This is a genomic window from Nocardia sp. NPDC055050 (genome assembly GCF_053608345.1).
This window is the reverse complement of record NZ_JBSGVG010000001.1, coordinates 146,930-162,554: the sequence shown is the minus strand read 5'-3', so window position 1 is coordinate 162,554 and position 15,625 is coordinate 146,930. Positions and strand designations below refer to the sequence as shown.

Genomic DNA, 15,625 nt, shown 5'->3' with positions numbered 1-15,625 from the left:
CGGATCTTTTCGGTTTACGCCCGATGTTGTCGGGGATCACAGGATTGCCATCCGGTAACTGTTGCGTTCACCCGGCGACGGCGTAGCGCGTACGGGCGTCGATGCTCGCCCGCTCGACCAACGCGATGATCGACCGGGCCACCTCCTCCGCGCGTTCGAGGATGACGCTGTGACCCGCGCCCTCGACCCGCACCAGTTCGGCGCCCGCCAGCTGCGAGGCCAGCACCACCGAGTGCGCGAACGGCACCATGAGGTCGGCCGAGCCCGACAGGACGAGGGCGGGCAGATCGCCGAAGTGGGGCAAAGTGTGGGCCTCGTCGAAGTCGAGCAGCGAGCTCAGGAAGCCGGACATGGTCAGCAGCGCGGTCTCGTTGAGCACCGCCGTGGCGATGGCCGCGACGCGCGGATTCACCCGCCGGGTACCCGTGCTCGCCTCGCGGATCAGCGGCGCGAAGATCCAGCGGGACAAGCGCTTCGACGCCTGCATCACGCGCGGTGCGTGCACGACGGCGCGCTGCAGTGAGGCAACGGCGTGCCGGTTGAGCAGCCTGCCGAGGCCGGCCTCGGTGATGCCGCCCGCGGCGCCGGCGATCAGGCCGATCCCGGCGACCCGGTGACCGATGGCCGCCGGATAGAGGCGGGCGTAGGCGAGCACCACCATCGCGCCCATCGAATGACCGACGAGCACCAAGGGCCCGGTCGGGGTGACCGCGCGCAGCACCGCGTCGAGATCGGTGGCGAGCTGGTCGATCGTGTAGGTGGTGTGGTGAGCGTGCCCGGACTCGCCGTGGCCGCGGTGGTCGTAGAAGACCATGCGGGCGTCGGCGTCCCACTCCCGCAGCAGATGTTCGCGCAGGAACGACCAGGATTCGGTGTGCAGGCAGTGGCCGTGCACGAAAACCACGGTCAGGGCCGCGTCCGTGGCGCCGAAGCTGCGGACCGCGATCGGCACGCCGTCATCGGCGACGACGGTGCAGCGACGGCCGTCGGTGTCGGTGATAGGGAAGGTCTTCGACATTGGAGCCTCCTCCGCCTCCGGCGGGACCACCTTCAGCGGCGGGTCCTGCTGGTGTTTCGGAGAAGGTTTCCAGCGTGTTAGCCGGTCAACCCTCGCGTTATCCACCCGATGCGCAACCGATCCCGGGCAGGCTCATACCGTTACCCAGGAAATTCTTCGGATATCTAGCCCTTGAACTAGAAAACTGTAGATAGTTGTCGAGGAGTCGTTCGGCAGAACTTTCTCAGACTCTCTAGGTGATTCCCTAGAAGTCCGAAGATTTTCATACGCTCCGGAGGTAGCGGCCGAAGTGAGGGACGGTGAAGCCGATGGTGCCGCGTTCGGCCGAGTAGATGAGGCCCTTCTTGATCAGGCCGTCGCGCGCGGGGGACACCGAGGCGGGTTTGCGGCCGAGCTCGGCGGCCACCGCCGAGGTGGCGACCGGGGCGTCGTCGCCGGCGAGGTCGGCCATGGCACGCATGTACTCGCGTTCGGCGGGGGTCGCGCGTTCGTAGCGGGAGCCGAAGAAGCCGACCGCGAGTTCCTCCTCGGCGGCGGGGGAGGCCACCGCGACGTCCTCGGCGGTGATCGGGCTCTCGGGTGCCTGATCCCAGGCCGCCTTGCCGTAGGCCTGCACGAAATACGGGTAGCCGTCGGCTCTTTGATAGAGCGAATCGAGTGCGGTTTCGGTGAACTTCACCTCTTCGCGTTCGGCGGGCGCGATGAGCGCGCGGTCGGCCGATTCGCGGTCGAGGCGATCTATGCGGTGGTAGCTGAACAGTCGCTCCGAGTAGCTTTTCGAGGCCGAGAGCACCGCGGGGAGGTGGGGCAGGCCCGCGCCGACCACGATCAGCGGGGCGCCGTCCTGGCTCAGTTCGTGGCAGGCACCGCAGATCGCGGACACGTCGGCGGGGCCGAGGTCTTGCATTTCGTCGATGAAGATGGCAATGCCGACACCGATGTCGGAGGCAAGGGCCGCAGCCTCTTTGAACAGTTCGATCAGATCGATCTCGATATCGCCCGAGTCGGCGCGGCCGGTCACCGCGGGCACATCGATACCGGGCTGCCACCGTTCGCGCATGCCCTTGTCCGCGGTGGCGCGCAACGCGAAGGCCTTGAGAATGCCGAGGAAATCGTCGACCTGTTCGGCGTTGCGGGCCGACATCGCGATCGCGCGCACCGCCATGTGCAGCGCCGAGGACAGCGGTCTGCGCAGATCCTGGTCGGGTCTCGCTTCGATCTTGCCGGTGCCCCAGCCGCGCGAGATGGCGGCCGAGCGAAGCTGGTTGAGCAGCACGGTCTTCCCGACACCGCGCAGGCCGGTGAGCATCACGCTGCGTTCGGGCCGACCGCGGGCAATGCGCTCGAGCACGATGTCGAACGCCGCGAGTTGTTTGTCGCGCCCGGCCAATTCGGGCGGACGCTGGCCGGCGCCGGGTGCATACGGATTGCGCACGGGGTCCATGCCGGACAACCGTAGCGCGTGTGCACGGGAGAATCTCGGTAACTCTGGGCTGTGTCCTAGATACTGCTAGCGAACACGAGACTGTCCTTGGGTCCGAGATGGAGGGTGATGTCCGAGCAACCTGTGTCCGCCGCCGAAATCGTCGCCGCATGGCCGCTGCCGCCGGAAGCGCACCTGGCCGACGCGGTCCGGCGCAACCTGCTGGCGACGCTCGAGGCGACGCTGGAGGGGGGCTACGGCGAAATACCGCCGGAGTCGCTCGCTCACCTGGCGCTCGGACCGATGATGATCGTGCTCGGCAGGCTCGAGGTCGACCTGGCCGACGCCCGAACGCGCATCGACGAACTCGAGCGCGCCCTGCGCGAGCGGCGCACTGGGTAACGCGCCGCGCGGCGCGGACGATGAAATCGTTACTCGCGCCGACACGCCGGTACCGTGGCCTCTGTTCTGGGCTTTTCCGGTCGTAGGAAAACAACTTGCGTGCTTCGCTGGACAGCGCTCATCACAGGCCGTAATCTTCTCGTGACTTAGTGGAGTCTGTCGGTTCGTCAGAGAAGCGGCGCCACTGGGTCACCGCCGAAAAGTCGTTGTCGCCAAGCGATTCGCGACCGAGCGGCGGCAGAGTAGCAAGATCGGAGACTCGTCTCGGTGGGTAAACACAGCTTGCAGCGGGATTCTCGACTGCCGAATTCCGTCAAGGGTGCCCTCGTCATGGGCGCGGTGGCCGCTACAACCGGTGCGATGCCCGCGATTTCGCAGGCCGCCACGATCAACATTCCCGGTCTCGGTAACTTCGATCTGCCGCCAGAGCTCGAGCAGCCGGCACAGCAGGTCGAGAAGCAGCTCCAGGCGATGGTCGCCCCGCAGGGCCAGGCCGCACCGCAGCTCCCGAGTGTCCAGTTCGAAAACCCGTTCCAGCAGCAGCAGACGGCGGGCAATATCGCCCTCGACGCCGCCCGCGGCAAGCTTGGCGCCCAGTACAACTGGGGTGCCGCAGGCCCGCAGAGCTTCGACTGCTCCGGCCTCGTGCAGTGGGCATACCGCCAGGCCGGTGTCGAGCTGCCGCGCACCAGCTTCGAGCAGTCGCACGTCGGCGCTCCCGTCTCGTTCGACAACCTGCAGGCCGGTGACATCGTCATCACCAACGGTGGTGGCCACGTCGGTATCTACGCGGGCAACGGTCAGCTCCTCAACGCCGTGCAGTCGGGCACCCCGGTGTCCTACACCCACCTCAGCGCAGACGACGTCGTCACGGCTCGCCGTATCGTCTAAGGGGTGACCCCCCAGCACTCCGACAGCCAGGCCCGCGTCGATGCGTGGACCTGGTCGGTGCGCCTGTTCAAAACACGCTCGGCCGCGGCAGAAGCCTGTCGCGCCGGGCATGTGCGCGTTAATGGGGTTACCGCGAAACCGGCGCTGACCGTCCGCCCCGGTGACGAGATCAGGATTCGCCACGCAGGTCTCGAGCGCATCGTCGTGGTCGAGCGGATCATTCACAAGCGCGTCGGCCCGCCCGTCGCCGCCCAGTGCCTGATCGATCGCAGCCCCCCGCCGCCGCCGAAGGAAGTCCTCGCCACCCTGCCGCAGCGCGAGCGTGGTGCCGGTCGGCCTACGAAACGTGAACGGCGCGAAACAGATCGGCTCATGGGTCGCACCGACTAGCCGCTGGATGTAATCGGGCGTTAGCGATGAACAGCGGCGGCTCGACCGGGTCTGGTGGTCGCGGTGTGGGCGATCGCCTACGGTGGCACGTATGGGTGAGCGCACGACGATGTTATCGACTGTTCTCGCCTGCTGTATCGCTGTCGCCACCACGGGGCCGCGGCTGCTCTGGCCGCGCGGCGCCGATACCGCATTTCTCGACGGACTGGAGTGCGCTCCTGTTCCTCCCGCGCACAACACCGTCGCCCTGACCGCGCTCACCCAGGCGGAGCTGTCCGCGCCGACGACGATCGTCGCCGAGGGCGTGCGGACCCTGCGGTCGACGCCGCTGACCATGTCGACCTTCCTGATCCGCCACCCGGACGCCACCTTCCTGGTCGACCCGGCGATCTGCGCGGGCGTGCACCAGCGGGTGCTGCCCGAGCTGCCCTTCCCGGTGCCGCTGCTGGTCGGGCCCGACAGCCCGGTGCGCGGACTGAGCGAGGTACTGGCCGCCCACGACCTCACCGGCAACGACATCGATTTCGTGCTGCCGACACATCTGCACTGGGACCACGTCGCCGGGCTGTACGAACTACCCGGCCTGGTTCCGATCCGGGTGCCCACCGTCGAATACAGCTGGGCCATGACCGGTTCGCACGCCCCCCTCGGCGTGGCCCGCGGGCCGCTGCGCGGTCGCGCGTTCGATCTCTACGAACTCGACGGCCCGCCGGTGCTGACCTTCGCCCGCAGTCACGACCTGTTCGGCGACGGATCCGTGCTGATCGTCGACCTGGCGGGGCACACCCCCGGCAGCGTCGGGATCCTGCTCGCGGTCGACGACGGCTCCCGCGTCCTGCTCGCGGGCGACGCGGTCTGGAGCACCCTGCAGATCGACCTCCTGCGCGAGAAAGCGCCGCTGCTCGGGGAACTCCTCGACGCCGACCGCAACCGGGCGTTCGAGACCATCCACCGCCTGCACGCGCTTCCCGCCGAGATCGAAGTGATCCCCGGTCACGACCGTGCCGCCGTGACCGCCCGCACCGCACCCTGATCGCCGGATATCGGCGTGGTGCCCGACCGGAAGATCAGTCCGCGAGACCGGCGGCGACATCGGCGTACCTCGGACGCCAACCCAGTTCATCGTGGGCGAGCTGACTCGAGATCCGCATCGAGGTGTCGGACATGAGGGCGCCGATATAGGGGACCGCCCATCGGATCATCCAGGCGGGCAGCCGGATCGGGCGTGGGGTCCGCTGAGCTCGGGAGACCTCCGTGAAGAACTCCCGCCAGGTGATCGGATGGTCATCGACGATGTTGTAGGCGCGACCGGGTGTGCCGCGCTCGAGTGCGGCCACAGTCGCGGCGGCCGCGTCGTCGACATGGACCCAGGTATTCACCCCGCCGGAACCGAGCGGGCCGACCGGGCGGTGCTTGCGCATCATGTCCGCGAACAGGTCACTGAACGCGCCGGGACCGTAGAAGAGCCCGTACCGCAACGCGATGGCGTCGACACCGGGCGCGTCGAAGACCTGGCTCTCGCCGGCCACGCACGCGCGGACCACCTCGTCGGCCACCCCACCGTCGTACACCCCGAACTGATCGCGCTCGGTGACCAGCCGGTCACCGTGGTCGTGGTACCCGTAGCCGAGGATCAGCGACTGGGTGACGAACCGACCGGCGCCCACCACCGCCGCGGCGTCGAGCAGGTTGGCGGTGCCGACCGTGCGCAGCAGCCCGGTCGGATCGTCGGCCGGAATCCGGCGCTGCACCTTCGCGTCGCGCAGGGCGGTGGCCTGATGGATGACGGCCTCGGCGCGCAAACCCTCGACGGCGCGCACCAGGCCGTCGCGGTCGAGCACATCGGCGGTGACCGGGGTGGCGCCGAGCTCGCGCACGAGCGGGTGCGCACCCGGATTCCGGACGAGCGCCCACACCGTATGTCCGTTCGCGGTCAACGCGCGGATCAGAGGGCGGCCGATGGCGCCGGTGGCGCCCGCGAGCAGAACCTGCATGATCGTTCCTTCCGGCTGAGTGAGTGTTTCCCTACTTCCTGGACGGGGTATCGCCAGTGTTCGTGACGGCCTGTGATCGGCTTCACGGCACGCGGGACGGCCGTGCCGATTGGGTGATGTCACGGCGGGTCTGCGGCGTGTCGGTGTGTATCGTGCGGCTCATGCGAGTCGACGGTCGGGAGATCCCGGTCACGGGGAAACTCCTGCAGCCGATGATCCGTCGTACCAGCGATATCGTCCGGGTGGTGCTGGCGGGAATCGGCGTAGCCGTGGTGATCGCGGGCTCGCTGATCACCCGGCCGGAATGGCTGGCGCTGGAACGCTCGGTCGCCAAGATCGTGGACTTCCTCAGCCAGGACCAGGCGACCATGGTCTACCTGATCTACGGAATGCTCATCCTGGCACTGCCGTTCGCCATCTTCATCGAACTCGTGTTGCGCAGGCAATGGAAGCTCCTGTTCGGGTACGGGGCGGCGGGCCTGCTCGCGGTGCTGGCGCTGTCGATCACCGGGGCGGGCATCTCCACGCCGAAATGGCACATGCCGGTCCCGGACCGCTTCGACACCTTCCTCTCCCAATTCCTCGACGATCCACGCTGGATCGCGATGCTCGCGGCGATGCTCACCGTGTCGAGCCCGTGGCTGCCGGTGCGGCCGCGACGCTGGATGTGGTTCCTGCTGTTGATGTTCGCGCCGATCCACCTGGTGGTCAGCTCGGTGGTGCCCGCGCGGGCGATGCTCGGCCTGGTGGTCGGCTGGCTGGTCGGCGCGGTGATCGTCTGGGTGGTCGGCACGCCCGCGCTCGAGGTGCCGCTCGACGGCGCGGTCCGGGTGCTCGCGGGGCGCGGTCACACTGTGAAAGCCTTCCGGGTCGATCGACCGGCTGGGCGCGGACCGCTGTTGCTCGCCACCGAGGTCGACGGGCCCGAAGACGAGATCATGGTCGAGCTGTACGGCAAGAACCAGCGCAGCTTCGGCGCGATCCGGCAGGTGTGGCGCTGGATCACGTTCCGCACCAGTGAGACCGCGCCGCTACACGGATCGATGCACCGGGCGGTGGAACATCGCGCGCTGCTCGGCATCGCGATCGGTGACCTCGGGATGGCCGACAGCCATCAGGTGGCGGTGGCCGGTCTGAGTCGCGGCTGGATGCTGTACGCGCACACCATGCCTCGCGGTACGCAGATCGCGACGTTGTCCGCGCAGGTGCTGCCCGGGGTGTGGCGGTCGCTGCTGCGGCTGCACGAGAACCAGATCAGCCTCGGCGATCTGCAACCCGACTTCGTGCGAGTCAGCCAGGGCGACACCCTGTTCGGCGGCTTTTCGGCCGCCGAATTCGGCGCGGCCGAGGCGCAACGGCAGACCGATATCGCCCAGCTGCTGGTGACCACCACCTCGCTCTACGGCAAACACGAGGCGGTCTCGGCGGCGATCGAGGTACTCGGCGAGGACAGGGTGGCCTACGCGGCCCGGCGCCTGACGAAATCGGCCATGTCGATCGGCATCCGGAAGTCGGTGCCGCAGTGGACCAAAGTGATGGCCACCGCCCGTGAGGAAGTGCGCAGGCAGACCGGCCACGACCGCATCCAGTCCGAACAGATCACGCGGTTCTCCCGCAACCAGATCATCCAGCTCGTCCTGCTGGTCGCGCTCGTCTATGTGGCGTATCCGTTCTTCAGCCAGGTGCCGACGTTCTTCAGTCAGCTGCGCACGCTCAACTGGTGGTGGGCGCTCGCGGGACTGGCCGTGTCGGGGCTGACCTATGTCGGCGCCGCCGCCGCGCTCGGCGCCTGCGCGGACGGGCTGGTCAAGATGCGCTATCTGCTCGTGGAGCAGCTGGCCAACACCTTCGTGGCGACGACCACCCCCGCCGGTGTCGGCGGGTTGGCGCTGAGTGTGCGGTTCCTGCAGAAGGCGGGCATGACGACCCTGCGCGCGACCGCCGCGGTGGCGATGCAGCAGTCGATGCAGGTGCTCACCCACCTGGTGCTGCTCGTGGTGTTCAGCGTGGTGGCGGGCACCTCGACCAACCTGGCCCACATCGTGCCCGACGCGACCGTGCTGTATCTGATCGCCGGCGTCGGCGTGGGGCTGATCGGCGCGTTCATGTTCGTGCCGACGCTGCGGCGCTGGGTCAATCACTCGGTGCGTCCGCAGGTCAAGGAAGTGCTGGGCGAACTCGCCGACCTCGCCAAGGATCCGATGCGATTCGTGGTCATCGTCGCCGGCTGCGGCGCGATCACGCTCGGCCAGGCGCTGGCCCTGTGGACCAGCGTCGAGGCTTTCGGCGGCGGCACGGACTTCGTGGCCGTCACCATCGTCACCATGATCGGCGGCACGCTGGCCTCGGCCGCGCCGACACCCGGTGGCGTCGGCGCGGTCGAGGCGGCCCTGATCGGTGGTCTCGCGGCGTTCGGCGTCCCGGCCGAGATCGCGGTCCCAGCCGTCCTGCTCTACCGCGTGCTGACCTGCTGGATCCCCGTAGGTTTGGGCTGGCCGGTCATGCGGTGGCTCGACAAGAAAGACATGATCTGAATTCTCGGAGGGCCGGCCCGAAGGCCGGCTCGCGCGGTTCCGCCCAAAATGTTTAGCTGCCCCGTTGCCTGCGTATTCAGTCACGGTGTCGCACAGCGCTGTCTGATCCAGCTGAACGGCACGCCAGAAGGAAAGTTCGCTGATCGGAGGCAGGGCGGCGCATCGATAGCGATGTGATCGCTGAAAGTCTCGACTCGAGCGCACCAGCGCTCCAGGCATTCAGCGCCTAAACTGTCTGGGACGTAGCCGGATCATGACCGAGAGGTGTTGTTTCGATGGGATCCCGGACGGTGGTCGCCGACGTCGCCGATGAGTTGGCGCGCCGCGTAGCCACCGGCGAGTACCGGCCCGGCGAGCTGATGCCGTCGGTTCGCCAGGTCGCCGACGAGTTCGGGATGAACCGCGCTACCGCCCAGCTCATCCTCGGACGCCTCGAGTCCTACGGATTCGTCGAGGCAAGGCGAGGTAAGGGCTTCACCATCCGTGATGTCCGCGTCGAGGGCGGTATGGACGTCTACCGGCACCTGTTCCGGTTCTCGATCACCGCGCCCGCGGTCGCCGCCGAGATGTTCACCGACATCGTCGAGGTCGAACGCGGCATCGTGGGTGAGGCGCTGCTCGCCTATACGGCGGGGGAGAAGGTGCTCGATCCGGCCGAGCTCGCCGCCGCCGTCGACGAGCTGGAGGCGATGGCACGTCAGGCCGTGCCCGACCACGCGCGCATCATCGCCGTCGAGATCGCGCTGGTGCGCAAGCTACTCGGCGTGCTCGAGATGAGTATGCAACGCGCGGTACTGAATTCGATCGCCGATATGGTCGTCGAGGTGCCGGAGGCGGTCGCCGCCTATTTCGCCGTCGCGCCCGATCTGCACGTGCTCGTCTGGCGCGCGCTGCTCGCGGTGTGGGATGCCGAATCCGCGCCGAGCGAGGCGCAACTCGCGCTGTTCGGTGACCTGTTTGCGCTGTACCACGAGAAGGTGATCGCCCGCTTCGGGCAACTCGTCGGCGAGACTCCGGTCCATACCGTGCCGCTGAGCTCGGCCGTCTGAACCACCCCGGCTAGCTGTCTGAGTCGGATTTCTTCGTCGTCTCCGCGGTGTGCACCCACGGCAGATGGTGTGGCACCACCGTGTCGATGATGGTGCTCACGCGCGGTGTGTGCGCGGTGGCCAGACCGGAGCCGACCATCACGCCCAGCGCGATCGACATCACCGACAGCAGCGCCGAGACCAGCACCTCCAGCCCGCCGGTCGACACCCCCGACAGCGAATGCGTGACGAGGTCGGAGATCCCGGTGAGGCTGATCCCGCCGGGCACCAGCATCCAGAACGCGGGCAGGAACGCCACCTGGGTCGGTGGCGCGTGCTTGCGGCCCTGGATCAGATACGCGGCGTTCACGGCGACCAGCCCGCCGAGGAACGTGCCGGTCAGCGGACCGGACACATGCTTGCCGAGGACCTGCGCCGCGTAGGTGATGTAGAGGACGAGCAGCAGCCAGCCCACCGTGTTCTGCGGTGCGCTCGACCGCCACGAATGCCCGTACCCGATCAGCAGCACCCCGACTATCGGTGCCCACCACCCCAATTGGGCACTGCTCACCGGCGGATCCGACAGCGGCCCGAGCACACTGACCCCCACGTAGGAACCCAGCGCGAGCAGGAACAGCATGTTGATGCCGTAGACGACCCGGCTGGCACCGGCCACCATCGACCCGGTCGCCAACTCGATCGTGCCGTTGGTGAGCATCGCACCGGGCAGCAGCGTCGCGACCGCCGGAATCAGCAGTTGCTGCGGCTGCCCACCGGCGAGCGCCCCGGGAAAGCCGTACGCGAGCACCGCGACCACCGCCGACGCGACCACCGGCAACGCCATCGACAGCAGCCGCACCCGATCGGCGAGCTGAGTCAGCACACCGACGACCAGCCCGAGCACCACATAGCCGACCAGCGCCCGTGCGCCCGGGTTGAGCATCATGCCGATTCCGACGGTCAGCACGACCTGCCCGAGCAGGATCAGCCACGGTGGGCTGCCGGGTTTCTGGGTCAGGATCTTGTCGAGATCCCTCGATGCCCGGCTCGGCGGCGGCGCGTCCTGCTCGATCTGGTCGATCAGCCGGTAGAGGCCGTCGATCTGGTCCAGTGGCAGGGTGCCGACGCGGGCGTCGAGCATGTCGATGGCGGAGCTTTCGTCGGTGCGTACCCGGACGAAGACCGCGGTGGGCAGCACCATGAAATGGATATTGGCGGTGCCGTAGCGCCGCGACAGCTTGTCGAGGATGACCTGCACCCGTGCGGAGGTCTCGCCGGCGCCGACCAGCGCCACGCCGATGCGACACAGCAGATTCAGCAGATCGGCGGGTACGGGCGGGTCGACGGGTTCGTGCTCGGTGGGTCGCGGCGCGGCCTTCGCGTATTGCTCGCGGACCTTGGCGATGGCGTGCGTAACCCGGGTTCTGGCCACGTTCCAGGTCTTGCTCGCGTATTCCTCCGAACCCATGTCACCGCCGTCCGCTACCGCTGGGCAATGCTGCGGGACGGTGTCTTAACACCGCCCCGCAGGGTAGATACGCCGAGTGTAGTGCCTCTTCCGCGCAATGAATGGACCCAGCAAACGGATGGAATCGGACCGCATCCCGAGATCTCGCGACTACATGGGTACTCACCGGGAACGGGCTCACCGGCGAGGCTGGGAGCTCGCCGCGTCGCCGACTACCCCGCACTCGAGTCTGGCTGGAAGTTCCCGGAGAGGCGGACCAGCTAGGAGTCCCCGGCGAGGCGGACCAGCCGGTCGTAGGCGGTGACGTATTCCTCGACGAGGCGGTTGACCACGTCGGCGCTGCGTTCGACCTTGTTCATCATGCCGACCACCTGGCCGACCGGGTTGAAGTTCACGTCCTTGGCGGCCTCGGGGTAGCGGTGGCCGCGCTTGACGCCGTCGAGGGCCACCATCATCTGCAGCGGCATCGGCAGCGGGTCGGGGGTCTCGGTGGACTCCCAGGCGTCGGTCCAGTCGTTGCGCAGCATGCGGCACGGCTTGCCGGTCCAGGAACGCGAGCGGATGGTGTCGTGGCTGGTCGCCTCGAGGTAGGTGTCCATCTGGGCGGGCGGCACGTTGGCCTCCTCGACGGTGAGCCACAGCGACCCGGTCCACGCGCCCGCCGCGCCCATCGCCAGCGCCGCCGCGACCTGCGCGCCGTTGCCGATGCCACCGGCGGCCAGCACCGGTACGTCGCCGATCGCGTCGATCACCTGCGGCCACAGCACCAGCGAGGACACCTCGCCGCAGTGCCCGCCGCCCTCGGTGCCCTGGCACACCACGAAGTCGAGGCCGGCCGCCTTGTGGTTCATCGCGTGCTTGACCGAACCACACAGCGCGCCGATCACCCGGCCGGAGTCCTGGATGCGCTTGACCACGTCGTCGGGCGGGGTGCCCAGCGCGTTGGCGACGAGCTTGGCCTTGGGGTGGTTCAGGATGACGTCGACCTGCGGTCCCGCGGTGGTCGCGGTCCAGCCGAGCAGCTCGTTGTGGTGCTCACCGTCGGGCAGCGCGGGCACGTTGTGGTCGGTGAGGATCTGCTGGGCGAAGTCGCGATGGCCCTGCGGAACCATCTGCGCCAGCTGCTTTTCCAGCTGTTCGGGGGTGAGCCCGTCGACGCCCTTGCCCTCGTACTTCGACGGGATCACCAGGTCGACGCCGTAGATCCCGGTGACGTGTTCGTCGAGCCAGGCCAGCTCCACCTCGAGCTGTTCGGCGGTGAAGCCGACCGCGCCGAGCACCCCCAATCCGCCCGCGTTGCTCACCGCCGCCACGACGTCGCGGCAGTGGGTGAAGGCGAAGATGGGGAACTCGATGCCGAGCTGTTCGCAGAATTCGGTACGCATACCGAACTGTAACACGTTCTAGTTTGGTCGAGAACGGTTAATTTCTACAGCGCGGCATCCTCCAGCGCGGCCAGCGAATCCTCGAGGTGATCGAGCAGTCGATGCAGGTCGGGCAGCGTGCGACGGCAGCCGACCAGACCGAAATCGAGGTTGTCACCGCTGGAGGTGAGCGTGATGTTCACGGCCTGCCCGTCGAGCGGGATCGACAGCGGATAGGTGGCGTCCAGACGCGAACCGTTCCAGTACAGCGACTCGCGCGCTCCGGGCACATTCGAGATGACGATATTGAACGGTGGCGTCGCCACCGAGGCGAACCCGGGCAGCAGCATCGCCGCCATCGGACTCAACATCACCCCGGCCATCGCCAGCGTCTGCGCCGGGGTGAGCGAGTGGTACACCTCCTTGTTGCGACGCGTCGACTCGCTCACCACCCGCAGGCGTTCCAGCGGGTCCGCGATATCGGTGCCCAGATTGCACAGCAGTGCCGCGACTTTCACGCCCTGGCTGTCGACGTCGTCTTCCTCGCGCAACGACATCGGCACCATCGCGATCATCGGCTTGTCCGGCAAGGCGTCGCGCTCGAGCAGGTAGGCCCGCAGCGCGCCCGCCGACATCGCCAGCACCACATCGTTCACGGTGGCCCCGGTCGCCTTCTTCACCTGCTTGACCCGATCCATCGACCAACTGCGCACCGCGCATTTGCGGGCACCGCCGATCGGCACGTTGAACAGCGTGCGCGGCGCCTCGAACGGCAAGGTGAGCTGCTGCTGCACCAGACCGGTGCGGGTGGCCTTCATCAACGCCGTGGTCGACGAACGCGCCGATGTGACGGTATCGATCAGGCTGCCGAGCCGGGATTTGCCGGGGCGCGGCGGGCCGAGCTTGCGCGGCAGGTTCCACGGCCGCCTGAGCTCGGTCGCGAACGGGTCGGTGGTCAGCGTGCGCCGCATGAGGCGCTGGGCCGACACGCCGTCGACCAGTGCGTGATGCATCTTCGAGTAGAGCGCGAAGCGCCCGTCGGCCAGGCCCTCCACGAAGTGCAGCTCCCACATCGGGCGGTGCCGGTCGAGCAGGGCGCTGTGCAAGGTCGACGCGTGGTCGAGCAGCTGGTCGATACGGCCCGGCCCGGGCAGGGCGCTGCGCTGCACGTGATAGTCCAGGTCGACGTCGTCGTCCTGGGTCCACGCCATCTGCGGTGCGCCCAGCCAGGTGGCGGGCCGCTTGCCGAACGTGGGCCGAACGGTCTTGTCGGCCAGCAGGGCCGCGCGGAACTCGCGCAGATAGTCGGGCCCGGCGTCCTCGGGCGGTTCGAATAATTGCAGTGAGCCGACGTGCATCGGGTGCTCACGAGATTCCGCGAGCAGGAACAGCGCATCCAACGGCGCGATGAGATCCATGAAAGATCGCCCCCTGACGAGAGTGGATCGGTGCAAAGTCTTCAGACGATCGACCACGCTGTCGGGTTCGGCACCCCTGCGTGCCGTATATCCAAGTTACCCGTCCGTCCGCGGTCACGTCAGCTGAACGCCCGGACCATCACGAACTCCATGGTGTTCACCGGATGTTCAGCTCGCGGAAGAGTACTGGATGCTCGAGCTGAGCGAACACGGCGCGCCGTGGATGAGTAGAGCTCGACGAAAACAGGCCGCGACACCACATGTCGCGGCCCGATTTCTTGTTCGGGTCAGACTTTGACGGTCTGCGCTTCGCGCGGGTCGACGGCGTCGCGCGGATCGTCTTCCTGCGGTGTCTCATTCGTGAGTTGCGCCTCGATGAGCTGCGGTGCCTCGGTGGGCTGTTGCGGCTCGGTCGACTGCTCGGGCTCGGCCGTCGGCTCGGGCTCGGTGGGCTTTTCGGCGGTGACTTCCTCGAATGCGACTTCTTCCGAACGGGTTTCGGCGACCACCGGCTGCGGCGCCGGAACCGGGTCCGCCCCGCCACCTTTCGAGGCGATCTCGATACCGAGCTCGATGCGCGTCGTCTCGACCAGCGCACGCTCCTGTTCGGCGGCATGGCGCATCGCCTTCTGCCACAGCGACGCCATCTGCTCCAGCTCCTCGACGGTCGCCTCCACGTCGATGTGCAGTTTCAGCCGCTGCATCGTGATGTGCTGGGCGGCGGTGAGGGTGCGCAGCAGGTCTTCGCACTTGTTGGGAATCCGGCGATGCGCCACCACCCGAAGACGAGTCAGCGTGCCGCCCGGGCGATCCCAGATCACCTTGTGGATCTGCGCGCTGACGCTGTCGATCTCGTCGGTGGTGACCAGATCCCATTCACCGCAGGTGGTCAGGTCGGCGCGCACCGAGGCCGACATCTCCAGGATCGAGGCGACCGCGGCGAGCACCGCCTCGCGGCGCCACGCCTCGTGATCGCGCTGGTCACCCACCATGTTCGACAGTTCGACATTGCGCTGCGCGGCGTCGAGTGCCTGCCTGCCGCGCTCGTCGGCGGCCGCGATTCCTTCCCGGTGGGTTCGGTTGTTGGCGATGACGCCGACCAGAACTGCGCCGGCGACGGGGAGCGAGCCGAGGAGTGGGAGCCACTGAGTCACCCAGCGATCATTGCACCGGTGCTCGCAACAGTCACCATGATCGGCGCGTTGGTATCGATGTCGCGTGTCAGCTCGGCGCCGGAACCCGGTGCAGAAAACCGACCAGGGGGGCGAGTTCCGGGATCTGCTCCGCGTCGGCGAGTGCCTTCTCGAGTGCTCGATCGTGGGTCGGTTTCGCCTTTTCGTAGGCGGCCCTGCCGGTTTCGGTGAGTTCGGTGTAGATGCCGCGGCGGTCGTCGGCGCACAGTACGCGCACCAGGAAGCCGCGGTCTTCCAGCCGGTTGACCAGCCGGGTGGTCGCGCTCGCCGACAGTGCGGCCGCGCGGGCCAGCTGGGAGATCCGCATGTGCCAGCCGTCCTGCCGGGCCAGTGCGTCGAGCACGGTGAACTCGACGATCGACAGCTCGTGTTCGCGCACCAGCTCGCGTTCGAGCGCGGTCTCGATGTGCCCGTGCAGCGCGGCCAGGGTGCGCCAGCCGGTCGCCCGTACCTCGATGGCGTCATCAGCAATACCCATGCGACGAGTATAGCTGGCGGTTGC

14 protein-coding genes are annotated in these 15,625 nt (G+C 67.8%); 6 read left to right on the top strand and 8 right to left on the bottom strand.

Features of this window, described 5'->3' with window-relative positions; genetic code table 11:
* Positions 1-67: 67 nt before the first annotated feature.
* Both ACWGCN_RS00735 and ACWGCN_RS00730 read right to left on the bottom strand, forming a co-directional pair.
* A complete protein-coding gene (locus ACWGCN_RS00735) occupies positions 68-1,018 on the bottom strand; it encodes an alpha/beta fold hydrolase (RefSeq protein WP_452460183.1) in 951 nt (316 codons plus the stop codon).
* A 262-nt stretch (positions 1,019-1,280) separates the two neighbouring features.
* A complete protein-coding gene (locus tag ACWGCN_RS00730; protein ID WP_452460184.1) occupies positions 1,281-2,462 on the bottom strand; it encodes an AAA family ATPase in 1,182 nt (393 codons plus the stop codon).
* A 108-nt stretch (positions 2,463-2,570) separates the two neighbouring features.
* Between ACWGCN_RS00730 and ACWGCN_RS00725 the strand changes: the two genes are divergently transcribed.
* The 4 genes from ACWGCN_RS00725 to ACWGCN_RS00710 all read left to right on the top strand — a co-directional run bounded on the left by ACWGCN_RS00725 (position 2,571) and on the right by ACWGCN_RS00710 (position 5,157).
* The gene (locus ACWGCN_RS00725) at positions 2,571-2,843 is read left to right on the top strand and encodes a hypothetical protein (RefSeq protein ID WP_378989288.1); all 273 of its coding nucleotides are present in this window, start codon (positions 2,571-2,573) and stop codon (positions 2,841-2,843) included.
* A gap of 330 nt (positions 2,844-3,173) precedes the next feature.
* Positions 3,174-3,734: a C40 family peptidase gene (locus ACWGCN_RS00720; RefSeq protein WP_378989543.1), complete on the top strand. Its 561-nt coding sequence runs from the start codon at positions 3,174-3,176 to the stop codon at positions 3,732-3,734.
* 3 nt (positions 3,735-3,737) lie between these two features.
* Positions 3,738-4,124, top strand: coding sequence for an RNA-binding S4 domain-containing protein (locus ACWGCN_RS00715; RefSeq protein ID WP_378989287.1), 387 nt, complete (start codon positions 3,738-3,740; stop codon positions 4,122-4,124).
* Between the two features lie 91 nt (positions 4,125-4,215).
* Positions 4,216-5,157, top strand: a complete 942-nt coding sequence (locus tag ACWGCN_RS00710) for an MBL fold metallo-hydrolase (RefSeq protein ID WP_378989286.1) — start codon at positions 4,216-4,218, stop codon at positions 5,155-5,157.
* A 34-nt stretch (positions 5,158-5,191) separates the two neighbouring features.
* On the opposite strand, the gene ACWGCN_RS00705 is transcribed toward ACWGCN_RS00710, so the two are convergent.
* Positions 5,192-6,118 carry an NAD-dependent epimerase/dehydratase family protein gene (locus tag ACWGCN_RS00705; protein ID WP_452460185.1) on the bottom strand — a complete coding sequence of 309 codons (927 nt, stop codon included), beginning with the start codon at positions 6,116-6,118 and terminating at the stop codon, positions 5,192-5,194.
* 161 nt (positions 6,119-6,279) lie between these two features.
* Between ACWGCN_RS00705 and ACWGCN_RS00700 the strand changes: the two genes are divergently transcribed.
* Complete coding sequence (locus ACWGCN_RS00700; protein ID WP_387446081.1) at positions 6,280-8,652, top strand: lysylphosphatidylglycerol synthase domain-containing protein; 2,373 nt, start codon at positions 6,280-6,282, stop codon at positions 8,650-8,652.
* Positions 8,653-8,927: 275 nt separating this feature from the next.
* Positions 8,928-9,701, top strand: coding sequence for a GntR family transcriptional regulator (locus ACWGCN_RS00695; protein ID WP_378989283.1), 774 nt, complete (start codon positions 8,928-8,930; stop codon positions 9,699-9,701).
* 10 nt (positions 9,702-9,711) lie between these two features.
* Here ACWGCN_RS00695 and ACWGCN_RS00690 read toward each other — a convergent pair whose 3' ends face one another.
* The 5 genes from ACWGCN_RS00690 to ACWGCN_RS00670 form a co-directional block, all read right to left on the bottom strand.
* The gene (locus ACWGCN_RS00690; RefSeq protein ID WP_378989282.1) at positions 9,712-11,148 is read right to left on the bottom strand and encodes a threonine/serine exporter family protein; all 1,437 of its coding nucleotides are present in this window, start codon (positions 11,146-11,148) and stop codon (positions 9,712-9,714) included.
* Positions 11,149-11,408: 260 nt separating this feature from the next.
* Positions 11,409-12,533 (bottom strand): NAD(P)H-dependent flavin oxidoreductase, encoded by a 1,125-nt coding sequence (locus ACWGCN_RS00685; RefSeq protein ID WP_379312121.1) that lies wholly within the window; start codon positions 12,531-12,533, stop codon positions 11,409-11,411.
* 44 nt (positions 12,534-12,577) lie between these two features.
* Positions 12,578-13,930, bottom strand: a complete 1,353-nt coding sequence (locus tag ACWGCN_RS00680; RefSeq protein ID WP_387446084.1) for a WS/DGAT/MGAT family O-acyltransferase — start codon at positions 13,928-13,930, stop codon at positions 12,578-12,580.
* 287 nt (positions 13,931-14,217) lie between these two features.
* Positions 14,218-15,084 carry a hypothetical protein gene (locus ACWGCN_RS00675; RefSeq protein ID WP_452528939.1) on the bottom strand — a complete coding sequence of 289 codons (867 nt, stop codon included), beginning with the start codon at positions 15,082-15,084 and terminating at the stop codon, positions 14,218-14,220.
* A gap of 67 nt (positions 15,085-15,151) precedes the next feature.
* The gene (locus ACWGCN_RS00670; protein ID WP_364402674.1) at positions 15,152-15,601 is read right to left on the bottom strand and encodes a MarR family winged helix-turn-helix transcriptional regulator; all 450 of its coding nucleotides are present in this window, start codon (positions 15,599-15,601) and stop codon (positions 15,152-15,154) included.
* Positions 15,602-15,625 lie beyond the last annotated feature (24 nt).